Origin of the sequence: Catellatospora aurea (assembly GCF_042663325.1) — a bacterium.
Lineage (GTDB): Bacteria > Actinomycetota > Actinomycetes > Mycobacteriales > Micromonosporaceae > Catellatospora > Catellatospora aurea.
The window spans coordinates 357,698-372,067 of sequence record NZ_JBHTAC010000001.1; the positions used below are offsets into that span (position 1 = coordinate 357,698).

Consider the following 14,370-nt stretch of genomic DNA (forward strand, 5'->3'; position numbering starts at 1 on the left):
GAGGGGCGCCGGGGGCCGGGGGTCAGGGGACGAGGTGGATGCGGATGGCGTGGGCCGCGGTGATGGCGTCGACGAGGATGGCGTGGCGGGGTTCGGGGACGTCGAGGAGGCGGTCGTGGCGCAGTGGGAGCAGGGGGGCGAGACGGCGGTCGGTGAGGATCTCGTCGACCGTGGACCGGTCGCCGCCGCAGACCAGGGCCGCCATGCTGTCCGCGTACGGCAGCAGGATGCGCGCGGCGATGTCGGCGGCGTCGCGGGCCGCGCCGGACGCCTGGTTCTCCCGGCGGCGGGCGTAGCGCTGCTGCGACCAGCCGCCCGCGGCGGTGCGGCCCTGCACGTAGAACGTGTCCACCTTGGAGCTGACCAGCTCGTCGCCGTCGGCGACCCCGACCGCGACCGCGTTGCGCCGGGCCAGCAGCAGCCCCAGCCGCCGCGGCACGGCCAGCGCCGCCAGCAGCGCGTCCACGTCGGCGACCGGGCCGACGCCGGGCGGCGGCAGCAGCTCGGCGGTGTCGCCGTTGGCGGCGACGAGTTTCAGGCCCTCCTCCTGCGCCCCGTCGTGGCGCGAGTAGAAACCGTCCAGCCAGCGGCGCAGCCGGCGCGGTTCGACGTCGGCCCAGCGGCCCCCGCCCGCGGCGGGTTTGGCGGGCATCAGCCCACCAGGGCGTTCAGCGCGGCGTCCACATCGGCCTGGGTGGTGTACGCGTGGAACGAGGCGCGGATCCGGCCGTTGCGCACCGCGGTGCGGATGCCCGCGGCGGCCAGCTTGGCGTCCGCGCCGGGCACGTCCACGGTGACGATGGCGCTGTCGCCGGGCGGCAGCCCCAGGCCCGCCAGGAAGCTGTTGGCGAGGCCGACGTCGTGCGCGTGGATCGCGGGCACGCCGATCTCCTCGACGACCTCCAGCGCGGGCGCGGTGCCGACCCAGGCGTGCCAGGCGGGCGAGATGTCGAACGCGCGGGCGTCCTTGGCCAGCCGCAGCGGCAGGCCGTAGTACGAGCTGTGCACGTCCTCGCCGGCGTACCAGTTGGCGGCCAGCGGGCGCGTGCGCTCGCGCACCGCCGGGTTCAGGTAGACGAAACCGGTGCCGCGCGGCGACATCAGCCACTTGTACGCGACGGTCACCACCACGTCGGCGAGCGAGCCGTCGAACGGCAGCCAGCCGCAGGCCTGCGTGGCGTCCACGACGACCAGCGCGCCCGCGGCGCGGGCCGCGGCGACGACCGCGGCGTAGTCGACGACCGCCCCGTCCGACGACTGCACCAGCCCGAACGAGACCACGTCCACACTCGCGTCGATGCGCTCGGCGAGCCGGTCGGCGGGCGCGGTGCGCACGGTCACGCCGCGGTCGGCGTGCACCGCCCATGGGAAGACCGCCGAGGTGAACTCCAGCTCCGGGACCAGCACGGTCGCACCGTCGGGAACGGCCGCCGCGACCGGGGCCAGCAGCTGCGACACCTGCGCGCCGACCGCGACGTCGGCCGCGTCGACCCCGATGATCCGGGCGTACGACTGCCGGGCGCGCTCGGTCGACTCACCCCACCCTTCCCACGAGGTGCGGCCCGCCCGCCAGTCGGCCAGCGCCGCCTGCATGGCGTCCCACGCCCGGTCCGGGGGCAGCCCGAAGCTGGCCGTGTTCAGGTAGCCCGGTTCCGCGGACCACCGCGAGGCGAGGTCGATACTGTCCATGATTCGCAGTATTCCACCGGTGGTGGGCGATCACCGCAGGCCAATACGCGGGAGGTGGCATGGCGTCGGAAGCCGTCGAGCTGATGGCGCGGCTGGACGAGCGGCTGGCCGCCGCCGCCGATCCGGCGCGGGCACCGGCGATGCGCTCGCCGCGCACGTGGTCGGCCCGCTGGTGGCCCGGGACCCGGGTCTGGTCACGACGATGGACGCCTGGGCGGCCGACGACGACCTGTGGCTGGTGCGCACGGCGATCCTGCACCAGCTGACGTACCAGGCGGCCACCGACGCGCCACGGCTGCTGCGCTACTGCGCGGCGCAGGCCGGGCACCCGGACTTCTTCGTACGCAAGGCGATCGGCTGGGCGCTGCGGGATTACGGCAAGACCGATCCGGCGGCGGTGCGCGCGTTCGTCGCCGCGCACGCCGCCGAGCTGTCCGGGCTGTCCCGCCGGGAAGCGCTCAAGCACCTGAGCTGACCAGCGCCGTTGTGGTAACCAGAGGTGTGCAGGAGTCCCGCTCGCTGGTCCGGCTGACGGCGTACACCGACGGGGTCGTCGCGATCGCGCTGACCCTGCTGGTGCTGCCGCTGGTCGACACCGCCCGGGACGCGCAGACCGAGTCGGTCCGCGATCTCGTGCGCGAGCACGCCGGCGACTTCGCCGCGTTCGTGATGTCGTTCGCGGTGGTGTCGCTGTTCTGGATGGTGCACCGGCGGGTGTTCGACAACCTCGTCGACGTCGGCGAGGGCATCATGCTGCTCAACAGCATGTGGCTGCTGGGCGTGGTGTTCCTGCCGGTGCCCACGGCGGTGCTGACGTACGAGGTGAACCAGGGGCGCGGGGCGACCCTGCTGTACATGGCCAACCTGGTGCTCATCGCGCTGAGCGGGCTGCTGCTGTCGCTGCGCATCCGCGACCGGGTGCCGCTGCAGCGCCCCGGGCGCAGCGAGGCGGTGGACCGGGCGGTGCGCCGGGGCGTGATCGCGACCAGCGCCATGGTGGCCACCCTGGTCGCGGCCCTCTTCCTCGCCAACCTGGCGCTGCCGCTGCTGGCGCTGATGCCCCTGGCGCAGGCCGCGGCGGAGCGCCGCGCCCACCGCCGCCACCACCCCGGAGCTGCTACCGACCGCCGGAAAGGTTAGGAAGGGCACCTTCTACAACGCATGGCGACGTGAAGGTGCCCTTCCTTGCTAGAGGGACTGGCGGAGCAGGGCGAGCAGTTCGGTGCCGTCGGCGACGACCGCGTCCGGGGTGTTCTCGCCGATCTCGCGGGGCTCGCCCTCGGGCATGAGGATGGCGGCGCCGACCCCGGCCCGCCGGGCGCACACGACGTCGCGATGCGGCTGGTCGCCGACGTACCAGCAGTCGGCCGCGGCCACGCCCAGGTCCCGCGCGGCGGCCCAGATCATGCTCGGGTGCGGCTTGTACACGCCCAGCTCGTCGCTGTAGATCTGGGCGGCGATCGCGCCGGTCAGGCCGAACTCGTCGAGCGCCTCGCGGTGTGCCTGGCCGCACGGGGTGTTGCTGACCACGGCGACCGGCATGCCCCGGCCCACCGTGAAGTCCAGCAGGTCGGCGATGCCGGGCCGCAGCCGCCAGTCGTCGCGCCGGGCCCACTGCCTGGTCAGGTCGCTGGCGTGCACCAGCACCGTCGCCCGCGCCACCGCCGGCCACTCGACGGCGATGAGCTCCCCCCAGAGCTGCTCGTGGCTGATCTCCAGGCACTCCTCGGTGTTCTCGCGCATCCGCGAGCGGGCCTTCTTCGCGGCGTCCAGCGCGTGGCGGATCTCGTCCTCGCCGACCGCGCCGCCGGTGAGCCGGTGGACGCGCCGGACGAGTTCGGCTTGCCGAGGGGTGGCTTCCTCCGGCTGGGGTGACCGTCCGGACTCGACGATCACCCCACCGAAGTCGAGCAGCAGAGCGGAGGGGGTAGGCAGCATGGGCCTACTCTGCCACGACGAGTGCCACCGCGAGGACCGAGATCACCAGGCTGGACACCAGGGCCGTGACCAGGCGTCCCCGGGGCGTGGCGAGCACCTTGCCCACCAGCGCGCCGCCCGCGGCGACGGTCAGCTGCCAGCTCGCCGAGGCGAGGAAGGCCGCGGTCACGAACACCGCGCCCTCCGGCCCGGTCAGCCCGTCCATGGCCTGCCGCCCGCCGAGGACGAGCGCGCCGAAGTACACGATCGTCATCGGGTTGAGCAGGGTCAGCCCGAGCAGCGCCAGGAAGGCCCGGCCCGGGGTGTCCAGCAGTTTCGTCTCGCGGGCCCGCGCCGGGTCGCGGTAGTGCCGGATCGCGTTCCACGCGGTGTGGCCCGCGATGTAGAGCAGCACGGCCACCGCGATCCAGCGCAGCGGGGTGGAGATCGGTTCGATCCAGCGGGCCAGGGCGGCTCCGCCGAGAACGGCGACAAGGGCGTAGATCCCGTCGGCGGCCGCCACGCCCAGTGCGGCGGCGGCGCCGATCCGCAGCGAGGTGCGGGCGGTGAGGCTCATCAACAGCAGCGCGATCGCGCCGACGGGCACGGCTACGCCGTACCCCGCCAGCAGACCGCCCACGAGGGCGGCGGTCACGACTGCGGGCGGCTCGTTCCGGCCACGGGCCCACGCTGCTGTCGACGCCGTCCTTCCGCCGAAGCGGACAGGGGCGCGAGGCGCAGGCAGGTAGTCGTCATGCGGATCATTCTGGGCCGCCGCGCCCCTGCCTGCGACCTATTTTTCCGTCGATGTCTCAGGCCCCGGTGCGGTGCCGGATCCACACGTTGGGCTCGACGTACACGGCCCAGTCGTGCTCGGCGTCGGCGTGCACCGGGGTGAGCGCCTTGGGCACGTGGACCGGCCCGGTGGTGTCGAACGGCAGCCCGGTCCACTCGCGCCATTCCGCACAGGTGCCCGGGATGACCATGGACCGGGTGGCGATCTTCTCGATGACGCCGCCCGCGCGCACGTGCACGCGCAGCCAGGGGTCCACGGGCAGGCCGTCGTCGCGCGTGCGGTACGCGTACGACGTCATGGGCTCCTCGGGGTCCTTGACCCCGTTCGGCCGCACCGGCGCGACCAGGTCCGCGAAGCCCAGCCGGGCCGCGTTGTCCCGCATCGCGGCCAGCATCAGCGCGGACAGCCCGGTGCCCTGCCGGTCGGGGCGCACCGCGATCTCGATCGCGGAGACGATGTTCGGCTTGTCCCCCGCGACCCGCGCGCGCACGGCCCGGCGCAGCGCGCCGTCCCAGCCGTCGATCGGCAGCTCGTCGCCCTCGGGCAGGAGGAACGGCACGCTGTGGCCCTTGGCGACGAGCCGGCCGGGCTCGTCGGGATCCTCGGCGACCAGGATGTACTCGGGCCACTGCTCGGTGCACAGGCCGTAGTAGAGGTTCGAGATGGGGTCGTGGCGCATGAACTCGGGCCAGACCGTGGGCATGTCCCAGAGGGCGTCGACGAGGTCGGGGCGTTGGTCGAGGGTGGCGATGTGCATGACCGCGAGCCTCCCCTGCCTGGCCGGAGCCGATCAACCGCATTATCCCGCGAGTTCGGTGGACATCACCCGGCGAACGGCGGACACCACCGTGCGTCCCGGGAACCGCTCCCCCGCCACCTGCTCCGCCCGCGCCAGGGCGGCCCGCATCCGGTCCGGCTCGGCGTCGCGCAGCACCGCGACGAACCAGGCCTCCAGCAGCGTGGGATCGTCGGGCAGGACCAGGTCGCGTGGGTCGGGCGGCTGCGCGGCCCGCGGTGGCAGGGGCACACCCCCGGTGGCGTACGCGCCCGGCGGCAGCCCCACGCGGTACGGGTGCACGCACGTGGGCGCACCGGTGGACAGGTCCACCCGCCACCCGGCCGCGGGCTCGTACCGGCTGTCCGGCCCCGGCCGCGCGACCACGTCGAACCGCCCCGGAGCCAGCCCCTGCGCCGGGCACACCGCACACGTCCACGCCTGCAACTCCGCCGACGGCCCCTCGGGCACACTCCCCACGCCGCGAGCCTAAGCGCGAAAAGGCGTCCACCTCACGGGTGGACGCCTTTTCGGGGACGTTCGGTCAGACGTTGAAGCCGAGCGAGCGGAGCTGGTCGCGGCCGTCGTCGGTGATCTTGTCGGGGCCCCACGGCGGCAGCCACACCCAGTTGATGCGCATGTCGTCGACCAGGCCACCGCCGGGGCCGGTGCACAGCGCCGCGCGGGTCTGCTCCTCGATGACGTCGGTCAGCGGGCAGGCCGCCGAGGTCAGCGTCATGTCCAGGGTGGCGACATTCTCGTCGTCGATGTGCACGCCGTACACCAGGCCCAGGTCCACGACGTTGATGCCCAGCTCGGGGTCCACGACGTCCTTCATGGCCTCGCGGACCTCGTCCACCTCGGCCTTCTTGCCGGCCTTCGGCGCGGCGTCCGCGACCGGCGCGGACTCGGCGCGCGCGGACTCCACGGCGCTGTCGACGATGTCGGTCTCGCTCATCACACTTCCTCCTTCTCGAGGGCGACGGCCTGCGCGACCGCGTCCTTCAACGCCATCCAGGACAGCAGCGCGCATTTGACCCGCGCGGGGTACTTGGCGACGCCGGCGAACGCGACCGCGTCCCCCAGCACCTCCTCGTCGGGCTCGACCTGGCCCTTGCCGCCCATCAGCTCGACGAACGCGGCGTGCACCGCGAGCGCGTCGTCGACCTTGCGGCCGTTGAGCAGCTCGTACAGCACGCTCGCGGACGCCTGGCTGATGGAGCAGCCCTGGCCGTCGTACGAGATGTCGCTGATGGTCTCCCCGTCCAGGGCGACCCGGAGGGTGATCTCGTCGCCGCAGGTCGGGTTGACGTGGTGCACGTCCGCCGCGAACGGCTCGCGCAATCCGCGCCCCTGCGGGCGCTTGTAGTGGTCCAGGATGATCTCCTGGTAGAGCTGGTCGAGCTGCATGGCTAAGCGAAGACCTTCCGCACCTGATCCAGGCCGCGCACGAGCGCGTCGACCTCGTCGGTCGTCGTGTAGAGGTAGAACGAGGCCCGGGTGAGCGCGGGCACCGAGAAGCGGTCGCAGATCGGCTTGGCGCAGTGGTGGCCGACCCGCACCTGCACGCCGAGCGAGTCGAGCACCTGGCCCACGTCGTGCGGGTGGATCCCGTCGAGCGTGAACGAGATGGTCGCGCCGCGCCCCACGGGCACCTTCGGGCCGTAGATGCGCAGGCCCGGCACGGTGTCCAGAGCGTCCAGCGCGTACGCCGTCAGCTGCTTGTCGTGCCAGGCGATCGCGTCCATGCCGACCGCGTTCAGGTAGTCGATCGCGGCGCCCAGCCCGACCGCCTGCGCGATCGGCGGGGTGCCGGCCTCGAACCGGGCCGGGGCCGGGGCGAAGGTCGAGCCGGTCATCTTCACCGTCTCGATCATCGACCCGCCGCCCAGGAACGGCGGCATGGCGTTGAGCAGCTCGCCGCGCCCCCACAGCACGCCGATGCCGGTCGGGGCCAGCATCTTGTGCCCGGTGAACGCGATGAAGTCCACGTCGTAGTCGACGACGTCCATCGGCAGGTGCGGCACCGACTGCGAGCAGTCGAGCATCAGCAGCGCGCCGACCTCGCGCACCCGCGCGGTGATCCGCGAGGTGGCGTTGACGGTGCCGAGCACGTTCGACATGTGCACGATCGAGACGATCTTCGTGCGCTCGTTGACCAGCTCGTCGAGGTTCGACTCGTCGAGGCGGCCGGCCTCGGTCAGGCCGAACCACCGCAGCGTCGCGCCGGTGCGCTCGCAGAGCAGCTGCCACGGCACGATGTTGGAGTGGTGCTCCATCTCCGAGATCACGATCTCGTCGCCGGGGCCCAGCCGGAAGCGCTCGTCCCGCGCGTGCGGGCCGAACGCGTGCGCGACCAGGTTCAGCGACTCGGTGGCGTTCTTGGTGAACACCACCTCGTCCACGCTCGGCGCGCCGATGAACGCGGCGACCTTGGCCCGCGCGCCCTCGTACGCCTCGGTCGACTCGGTGCCCAGCGTGTGCACCGAACGGGCCACGTTGGCGTTGTGCTCGGCGTAGTAGCGGGCCACCGCGTCGATGACCTGGCGCGGCTTCTGCGAGGTGTTGCCGCTGTCGAGGTAGACGAGCGGGTGACCGTTGACCTCCCGGCCCAGGATCGGGAAGTCGGCGCGCACGCGCTCCACGTCGAAGCGCGGCTTGTCGTCGTACTGCGGCATCCCGGCCGGGATGGTCAGGGCGGTCATGTTCTGCTCAGCTCCCTCAGGCAGCCGCGACGGCCGCGCCCGCGCCCGCCACGTAACGCTCGTAACCCTCGGCCTCCAGCTTGTCCGCCAGCTCCGGGCCGCCCTCTTCGACGATCCGGCCGGCGACGAACACGTGCACGAAGTCCGGCTTGATGTAGCGCAGGATGCGGGTGTAGTGGGTGATCAGCAGCACGCCGGTGTCGCTGTTGTCCTTGACCCGGTTCACACCCTCGGAGACCACGCGCAGCGCGTCGACGTCGAGGCCGGAGTCGGTCTCGTCGAGGATCGCGATCTTCGGCTTGAGCAGCTCCAGCTGCACGATCTCGTGCCGCTTCTTCTCGCCGCCGGAGAAGCCCTCGTTGACGTTGCGCTGGGCGAAGGCCGGGTCCATGCCCAGCTTCTCCATCGAGCCCTTCAGCTCGCCGGCCCAGGTGCGCAGCTTCGGGGCCTCGCCGTCGATCGCGGTCTTGGCGGTGCGCAGGAAGTTCGCGACCGACACGCCGGGGACCTCGACCGGGTACTGCATGGCCAGGAACAGGCCCGCGCGGGCGCGCTCGTCCACGGTCATCGCCAGCACGTCCTGGCCGTCCAGGGTCACCGTGCCGCCGGTGATCTCGTACTTCGGGTGGCCCGCGATCGAGTAGGCCAGGGTCGACTTGCCGGAGCCGTTGGGGCCCATGATGGCGTGCGTCTGGCCCGACTCCACGGTCAGCGTGACCCCGTGCAGGATCGGCTTCAGCTCGCCCTCGGGCAGCTTCACCGACACCTGAAGGTCGCGGATCTCCAACTTGCTCATCGGGTCACTCCATTGCTTGGCGTCATGCTGACGTAGACATCACCGTCACGGACTTCGACGGGAAAGACGGGTACGGGTTCGGTGGCGGGTAGGCCGGTCGGCTCACCGGTACGAAGATCGAAACGCGAGCCGTGCAGCCAGCATTCCAGCGTGCAGCCGTCGACCTCGCCCTCGGACAGCGCCACGGCGGCGTGCGAGCACTCGTCGTACGCGGCGTAGAAGCCGTCGTCCTCCGCGTGCACGACCACCACCGGCGTGCCGGCGAGGTCCACCGCGAGCGCCGCGCCCTTGGCGACCTCGTCGGCGGCACAAGCCCTCAGAAACTCGCTCACGCGCCCGCCTTCTCCAGCCGGGCCTCGATGGCCGCGCCGAGGCGCTCGCGCAGGTCCTCGGCCGGGATCTTGCCGAGCAGCTCGGCGAAGAAGCCCCGGACCACGAGCTTGCGTGCCTCGGCCTCCGGGATGCCCCGGGCCATCAGGTAGAACAGCTGCTCGTCGTCGAAGCGGCCGGTCGCCGAGGCGTGGCCCGCGCCGACGATCTCGCCGGTCTCGATCTCCAGGTTCGGCACCGAGTCGGCCCGCGCCCCGTCGGACAGCAGCAGGTTGCGGTTGACCTCGTAGGTGCTGGTGCCGGTGGCCTGGTCCTGGATCAGCACGTCGCCGACCCAGACCGTGTGCGCGCCGTCGCCCTGCAGCGCGCCGCGGTAGCCCACGTACGAGCGGCAGTCCGGCACCGAGTGGTCCACCAGCAGGCGGTGCTCGATGTGCTGCAGGCCGTCGGCGAAGTAGAGCCCGTAGAGCTCGGCCTCGCCGCCGCGGCCGGTGTAGTCGACGCTGGTGAACTGGCGCACCAGGTCGCCGCCGAGCGACACCTGCACGTGCAGGATCTTCGCGTCGCGGCCCAGCTTGACCTTGATGTGCTGCGCCTGCACCGCGTCGGCGGCCCAGTCGGCGACCGTGACCAGGGTCAGCTTCGCGCCGTCGGCGACCGCGATCTCCACATTGTCGGCCAGCGTGACGCTGCCGGTCTGCTCCAGCACCACCGTGGCCTCGGCGAACGCGCCGACCGCCAGGTAGGTGTGGGCGGCCGCCGCGCCGTCCGCGCCGTGGCCGTTCAGCCGCAGCAACACCGGCTCGGCGAGCACGGTCTCCTTGGCGACCTCGACCAGCAGCGCGTCGGCGGCGTTCTCGTACGCCCAGGCGCTGATCCGGTCGAACGGGGTGAGCACCCCGCCGATGCGCGCGTCGGAGCGCGACACCGTCGACACGGTCACGCCGGCCGGCAGCTCGCCGTGCTCGTGCTTGGGCGCGGCCACGGCGGTGACGTCCCCGGCGGCCAGGCCGCGCAGGCGCTTGAGCGGCGTGAAGCGCCACTCCTCCTCGCGTCCGGTCAGCGCCGGGAAGTCGGCCACGTGGAACGAGCGCAACGCCTGCGACTTGGTCTTGGGCGGTGCGATAACTTCGGTGCTCATCAGCCGACGGCGCCTTCCATCTGCAGTTCGATCAGTCGGTTCAGTTCCAGCGCGTACTCCATCGGCAGCTCCTTGGCGATGGGCTCGATGAAGCCGCGCACGATCATCGCCATGGCCTCGTCCTCGGACAGGCCCCGGCTCATCAGGTAGAAGAGCTGGTCGTCGCTCACCTTGGAGACGGTCGCCTCGTGGCCCATCGCCACGTCGTCCTCGCGGATGTCGACGTAGGGGTAGGTGTCCGAGCGGGAGATGGTGTCGACCAGCAGCGCGTCGCACTTGACCGTGCTCTTGCTGTGGTGCGAGCCCTCCATGACCTGGACCAGGCCGCGGTACGAGGTGCGGCCGCCGCCCCGGGCGATCGACTTGCTGATGATCGTGCTGGAGGTGTGCGGAGCCGCGTGCACCATCTTCGCGCCGGCGTCCTGGTGCTGGCCCTCACCGGCCATGGCGACCGACAGGACCTCGCCCTTGGCGTGCTCGCCGACCATGAACACCGCCGGGTACTTCATGGTGACCTTGGAACCGATGTTGCCGTCGACCCACTCCATGGTCGCGCCCTCGTGGCACACGGCGCGCTTGGTGACCAGGTTGTACACGTTGTTCGACCAGTTCTGGATGGTCGTGTACCGGCAGCGCGCGTTCTTCTTCACGATGATCTCGACGACCGCGCTGTGCAGCGAGTCCGACGAGTAGATAGGCGCGGTGCAGCCCTCGACGTAGTGCACGTACGCGCCCTCGTCGACGATGATCAGGGTCCGCTCGAACTGGCCCATGTTCTCGGTGTTGATCCGGAAGTAGGCCTGCAGCGGGATCTCCACGTTGACGCCCGGCGGCACGTAGATGAAGGAGCCGCCCGACCACACCGCGGTGTTCAGCGCGGCGAACTTGTTGTCGCCGACCGGGATGACGGTGCCGAAGTACTCCTTGAACAGCTCCGGGTGCTCCTTGAGCGCCGTGTCGGTGTCCAGGAACAGCACACCCTGCTGCTCCAGGTCCTCACGGATCGCGTGGTAGACGACCTCGGACTCGTACTGCGCGGCGACACCGGCCACGAGGCGCTGCTTCTCCGCCTCCGGGATGCCCAGCTTGTCGTACGTGTTCTTGATGTCCTCGGGCAGGTCTTCCCAGCTCGCCGCCTGCTTCTCGGTCGAGCGCACGAAGTACTTGATGTTGTCGAAGTCGATGCCCGACAGGTCCGCGCCCCAGTTCGGCATGGGCTTGCGGCCGAACAGGCGCAGACCCTTCAGCCGCAGGTCGAGCATCCAGTCGGCTTCGCTCTTCTTCTCCGAGATGTCGCGCACCACGGCCTCGTTCAGACCGCGCCGTGCGTTGCTCCCGGCCAGGTCCGGGTCGGCCCAGCCGTACTCGTACTTGCCCAGGCCAGCGAGCTGGTCCTCGGTCGTGGTGATCTGCTCGGTCATGAGTCCGTCCTCATCGTGACGCCATCGTGGATCTGAACAAGTTCGGTGCGCCCCGCCGGAGCAGGCGCGCCGCCAGGCGGCGGTGCTCCCGGGCGGGCCATCTTGGGAGGTATGTGGGTGGTGCACACCCCGTCGCCGTGCGCGATCGTCGCGAGCCGCTGCACGTGCGTGCCGACCAGGCGACCGATCACCTCGGTCTCGGCCTCGCACAGCTGCGGGAACTCGGCGGCGACGTGCGCGACGGGGCAGTGGTGCTGGCACAGCTGCCCGCCGGTGGCGATCGTGGACGCGCTCGCAGCGTATCCCTGAGCGGTCAGCGCCTCCGCGAGCGCCTCCGCACGGGCGAGAGGATCATCACCCGAGTCGCGTACGGCGTCCTCGCAGCGCTGCTCCAGCGAGGCGATCTGGGCCGCGGCGAAGGCGGCCACCTCGCGCTCGCCGCCGCGCTCGGCGATCCAGCGCAGCGCGGCCGTGGCCAGCCCGTCGTAGGCGTGCCGGCCGAGCCCGTCGCGGGCGGTGTCGGTGAGCGAGAAGACCTTGGCGGGGCGTCCCCGGCCGCGCGGGCCGCGGATCACCTGCTCGCGGGCGCTGACCAGGCCCTCGGCGTACATGGCGTCGAGGTGGCGGCGCACCCCGGCCGGGCTGAGACCGAGCTCCTCGCTCAGCGCCGCCGCGGTCGCGGGGCCCTGCGCGAGCAGTTCGATCACCCGGCCGCGCGTGGCAGGATGGCCCACGCGGCGGTCGGCTGCCTCGGTGATCACCCCGCCCTTTTTCACTACACCAGTGTTACTTATTTAGTTCGACGTGCGCAAACCGCCCCCGGCGTGACCCCTGACACCCAGGCTGCCCTAACTCGGCACGTCCGGAACGCGCGCCTACCATCGGTTCGTGCGTGATGTCGAGACCGTCAAAGCAGCCGGATTCGTCCCCCGGGTCACCCGGGTCCTGGAGCGGGTGCCGCTCGTCGGACACCTGCTCGACGCCGGCGCGGTCACCCGCCGCAGGCTGGCGCTGGCCGGGCTCATCGGCAACATCGGCATCGTGATCACCGGTGGCGCGGTCCGGCTCACCGGCTCCGGTCTGGGCTGCCCGACCTGGCCCAAGTGCACCGAGGACTCGTACACCGCCACCAAGGCGATGGGGATCAACGGCGCGATCGAGTTCGGCAACCGGCTGCTCACCTTCGTGCTGTCCGCCATCGCCATCCTGCTCGTCGTGGCCGTGTGGCGGCACGCCCGGCTGCGCCGCCCCGCGGTGATCCTCGCCCTGGGCATCCCCGGGCAGGGCGTCGTCGGCGGCATCACGGTCCTCACCGACCTCAACCCGTACGTCGTAGGCCTGCACTTCCTGCTGTCCGCCGCGATGATCGCCGGCTCGTACCTGCTCTGGCGGCGTACCGCTCCCCTGCCCGCCGAGCCTGCTGCGGTCCGGCTGCGCCCGCTCACCTGGGCGCTGACCGCTGCCTCCGCCGTCGTCATCGTGATCGGCGTCGTGGTCACCGGCAGCGGCCCGCACGCCGGGGACGAGAAGGCGCACCGCACCGGCCTGAACCCCGAGATGATCTCGCAGCTGCACGTGGACGCCGTCTTCCTGATGCTCGGCCTGGCGGTCGCGTGCTGGTTCGCCGCCCGCGCCGTCGGCGCGCCGGCGATGGCCCGCACCGGCGCGACCCTGCTGGCCGTGCTGCTCGCCCAGGGCGCGATCGGCTTCGTGCAGTACTTCACCCACCTGCCCGCGATCCTGGTCGGCGCGCACATGGCCGGCGCGTGCGCGGTGTGGGTCGCCACGCTGGCCGCGGTCTGGCACACCGGGTTCGACGCCCCCACGGCCGATGGGAGCGCGTCCAGCGTGACCAGCCACGAAACGAACCGGACATTGGTCACCGTCCGGTAACCGCCAGATTCCGATCCGGTCGTCAACCGGTCGCGCAAGGGCCTCACGGACCGCCCGTCGGAGCGATGATGGCGGGGTGCCCACCTCTCTGCGCCGCGCGCCGCAGGCCCACCCCGAGGACTCCCTTCCCGGCGTGGTGACCCGGACCTTCACCACCACCGGTGACCTCGACTACTGGGCGAGCGTCCGGCACGCCGAGAGCGCCGCGCACGTCGCCGAGGAGCTGGCCACCCTGGTGCGCACCGGCCGGCCCGCCGTCGCCCGCGAGCCCCTCGCCCACGCCGTCGAACTGCTGCTGAGCACTCTCGACCACGCCGACGACGCCTCCGGCGCCCTGGACAACCTGCTCAACCGCCTGCTGGCCACCCACGCCGAGGCCTGCCGCCAGTCTCCGCCCGACCCCGTCGACCTGGCCGACTGGCTGGTCACCGTGCAGTTCGACACCGGCCGCTGGTGCCCCGTCGACATCTGGGCGTACGGCCCCGCCCTGGGCCCCGGCGGCCTGGACCACTACCGCGCCGTGGTCCGCCGCCGCTGGGCCGCCGACCCCGGCGATCTGTCCGCCCGCGACGCCGTCGAACGCCTGGCCCGCTGGGAACGCGACGTCCCCACCCTCATCGAGGTCATCGGCGGCGACCTCAAACACGCCGCCCAGTACGGCCGCCTCGCCCGCGCCCTGGCCGACATCGGCGACCCCCTCGCCGCCCGCTCCTGGGCCGAACGCGGCCTCACCGCCCACCCCGACGACCCACCCGGCGCGGGCCTGCGCGACTTCCTCTCCCGCACCCCCCACTGACCCGATTGGTTCGGCCGGGGCGTCGACCACACCAAGATCGTCCGACTTGCCAGGCACGTGGGCGAATACGGCGTCAAGATACGCACAGGTGCCAGGCAAGTCGGACGATCT

The 14,370-nt window shown here is 71.9% G+C and carries 18 protein-coding genes; 4 read left to right on the top strand and 14 right to left on the bottom strand.

Annotation, left to right across the window (positions count from 1 at the left end; genetic code table 11):
• Nucleotides 1-22: 22 nt before the first annotated feature.
• Together ACFQO7_RS01670 and ACFQO7_RS01675 are read right to left on the bottom strand one after the other, a co-directional pair.
• Nucleotides 23-655: an acVLRF1 family peptidyl-tRNA hydrolase gene (locus ACFQO7_RS01670; protein WP_376804709.1), complete on the bottom strand. Its 633-nt coding sequence runs from the start codon at nt 653-655 to the stop codon at nt 23-25.
• Entirely contained in the window at nt 652-1,689 is a 1,038-nt protein-coding gene (locus ACFQO7_RS01675; RefSeq protein ID WP_376804648.1) for an aminotransferase class V-fold PLP-dependent enzyme, read from the bottom strand. Before ACFQO7_RS01675 ends, ACFQO7_RS01670 begins: the two co-directional genes overlap by 4 nt.
• Here ACFQO7_RS01675 and ACFQO7_RS01680 point away from each other — a divergent pair.
• On the top strand, nt 1,688-2,164 hold the full coding sequence (locus tag ACFQO7_RS01680) for a DNA alkylation repair protein (protein ID WP_376804649.1): 477 nt from the start codon (nt 1,688-1,690) through the stop codon (nt 2,162-2,164). The two genes, ACFQO7_RS01675 and ACFQO7_RS01680, sit on opposite strands and share 2 nt — an antisense overlap.
• A gap of 26 nt (nt 2,165-2,190) precedes the next feature.
• Nucleotides 2,191-2,829: a TMEM175 family protein gene (locus ACFQO7_RS01685; RefSeq protein ID WP_376804650.1), complete on the top strand. Its 639-nt coding sequence runs from the start codon at nt 2,191-2,193 to the stop codon at nt 2,827-2,829.
• Nucleotides 2,830-2,877: 48 nt separating this feature from the next.
• Here ACFQO7_RS01685 and ACFQO7_RS01690 read toward each other — a convergent pair whose 3' ends face one another.
• The 12 genes from ACFQO7_RS01690 to ACFQO7_RS01745 all read right to left on the bottom strand — a co-directional run bounded on the left by ACFQO7_RS01690 (nt 2,878) and on the right by ACFQO7_RS01745 (nt 12,331).
• Nucleotides 2,878-3,627: an HAD family hydrolase gene (locus ACFQO7_RS01690; RefSeq protein WP_376804651.1), complete on the bottom strand. Its 750-nt coding sequence runs from the start codon at nt 3,625-3,627 to the stop codon at nt 2,878-2,880.
• 4 nt (nt 3,628-3,631) lie between these two features.
• The gene (locus ACFQO7_RS01695; RefSeq protein WP_376804652.1) at nt 3,632-4,261 is read right to left on the bottom strand and encodes a LysE family transporter; all 630 of its coding nucleotides are present in this window, start codon (nt 4,259-4,261) and stop codon (nt 3,632-3,634) included.
• A gap of 157 nt (nt 4,262-4,418) precedes the next feature.
• Nucleotides 4,419-5,159, bottom strand: coding sequence for an N-acetyltransferase (locus tag ACFQO7_RS01700; protein WP_376804653.1), 741 nt, complete (start codon nt 5,157-5,159; stop codon nt 4,419-4,421).
• A 42-nt stretch (nt 5,160-5,201) separates the two neighbouring features.
• The gene (locus ACFQO7_RS01705) at nt 5,202-5,657 is read right to left on the bottom strand and encodes a hypothetical protein (protein ID WP_376804654.1); all 456 of its coding nucleotides are present in this window, start codon (nt 5,655-5,657) and stop codon (nt 5,202-5,204) included.
• A gap of 64 nt (nt 5,658-5,721) precedes the next feature.
• Nucleotides 5,722-6,135, bottom strand: coding sequence for a metal-sulfur cluster assembly factor (locus ACFQO7_RS01710; RefSeq protein WP_376804655.1), 414 nt, complete (start codon nt 6,133-6,135; stop codon nt 5,722-5,724).
• Nucleotides 6,135-6,587, bottom strand: coding sequence for a Fe-S cluster assembly sulfur transfer protein SufU (gene sufU, locus ACFQO7_RS01715; protein WP_120315971.1), 453 nt, complete (start codon nt 6,585-6,587; stop codon nt 6,135-6,137). The genes ACFQO7_RS01710 and sufU overlap by 1 nt, the downstream gene beginning before the upstream one ends.
• A 2-nt stretch (nt 6,588-6,589) precedes the next feature.
• Nucleotides 6,590-7,882, bottom strand: a complete 1,293-nt coding sequence (locus ACFQO7_RS01720; protein WP_376804656.1) for a cysteine desulfurase — start codon at nt 7,880-7,882, stop codon at nt 6,590-6,592.
• 16 nt (nt 7,883-7,898) lie between these two features.
• On the bottom strand, nt 7,899-8,678 hold the full coding sequence (gene sufC, locus ACFQO7_RS01725; RefSeq protein ID WP_376804657.1) for a Fe-S cluster assembly ATPase SufC: 780 nt from the start codon (nt 8,676-8,678) through the stop codon (nt 7,899-7,901).
• A complete protein-coding gene (locus ACFQO7_RS01730; protein ID WP_376804658.1) occupies nt 8,675-9,010 on the bottom strand; it encodes a non-heme iron oxygenase ferredoxin subunit in 336 nt (111 codons plus the stop codon). Before ACFQO7_RS01730 ends, sufC begins: the two co-directional genes overlap by 4 nt.
• Nucleotides 9,007-10,149, bottom strand: coding sequence for a Fe-S cluster assembly protein SufD (gene sufD, locus ACFQO7_RS01735; protein WP_376804659.1), 1,143 nt, complete (start codon nt 10,147-10,149; stop codon nt 9,007-9,009). The genes ACFQO7_RS01730 and sufD overlap by 4 nt, the downstream gene beginning before the upstream one ends.
• On the bottom strand, nt 10,149-11,570 hold the full coding sequence (sufB, locus tag ACFQO7_RS01740) for a Fe-S cluster assembly protein SufB (RefSeq protein WP_360529192.1): 1,422 nt from the start codon (nt 11,568-11,570) through the stop codon (nt 10,149-10,151). Before sufB ends, sufD begins: the two co-directional genes overlap by 1 nt.
• On the bottom strand, nt 11,567-12,331 hold the full coding sequence (locus ACFQO7_RS01745; RefSeq protein ID WP_376804660.1) for a helix-turn-helix transcriptional regulator: 765 nt from the start codon (nt 12,329-12,331) through the stop codon (nt 11,567-11,569). Before ACFQO7_RS01745 ends, sufB begins: the two co-directional genes overlap by 4 nt.
• A 211-nt stretch (nt 12,332-12,542) precedes the next feature.
• Here ACFQO7_RS01745 and ACFQO7_RS01750 point away from each other — a divergent pair, with 211 nt between their 5' ends.
• Together ACFQO7_RS01750 and ACFQO7_RS01755 are read left to right on the top strand one after the other, a co-directional pair.
• On the top strand, nt 12,543-13,463 hold the full coding sequence (locus ACFQO7_RS01750; RefSeq protein WP_465252376.1) for a COX15/CtaA family protein: 921 nt from the start codon (nt 12,543-12,545) through the stop codon (nt 13,461-13,463).
• A 76-nt stretch (nt 13,464-13,539) separates the two neighbouring features.
• Complete coding sequence (locus tag ACFQO7_RS01755; protein WP_376804661.1) at nt 13,540-14,259, top strand: hypothetical protein; 720 nt, start codon at nt 13,540-13,542, stop codon at nt 14,257-14,259.
• Nucleotides 14,260-14,370 lie beyond the last annotated feature (111 nt).

Coding starts and splice junctions, on each gene's coding strand:
- ACFQO7_RS01675 (WP_376804648.1), bottom strand. CDS start 1,689: ATGGACAGTATCGACCTCGCCTCGCGGTGGTCCGCGGAACCGGGCTAC.
- sufU (WP_120315971.1), bottom strand. CDS start 6,587: ATGCAGCTCGACCAGCTCTACCAGGAGATCATCCTGGACCACTACAAG.
- ACFQO7_RS01720 (WP_376804656.1), bottom strand. CDS start 7,882: ATGACCGCCCTGACCATCCCGGCCGGGATGCCGCAGTACGACGACAAG.
- ACFQO7_RS01700 (WP_376804653.1), bottom strand. CDS start 5,159: ATGCACATCGCCACCCTCGACCAACGCCCCGACCTCGTCGACGCCCTC.
- ACFQO7_RS01690 (WP_376804651.1), bottom strand. CDS start 3,627: ATGCTGCCTACCCCCTCCGCTCTGCTGCTCGACTTCGGTGGGGTGATC.
- ACFQO7_RS01680 (WP_376804649.1), top strand. CDS start 1,688: ATGATTCGCAGTATTCCACCGGTGGTGGGCGATCACCGCAGGCCAATA.
- ACFQO7_RS01710 (WP_376804655.1), bottom strand. CDS start 6,135: ATGAGCGAGACCGACATCGTCGACAGCGCCGTGGAGTCCGCGCGCGCC.
- sufD (WP_376804659.1), bottom strand. CDS start 10,149: ATGAGCACCGAAGTTATCGCACCGCCCAAGACCAAGTCGCAGGCGTTG.
- sufC (WP_376804657.1), bottom strand. CDS start 8,678: ATGAGCAAGTTGGAGATCCGCGACCTTCAGGTGTCGGTGAAGCTGCCC.
- sufB (WP_360529192.1), bottom strand. CDS start 11,570: ATGACCGAGCAGATCACCACGACCGAGGACCAGCTCGCTGGCCTGGGC.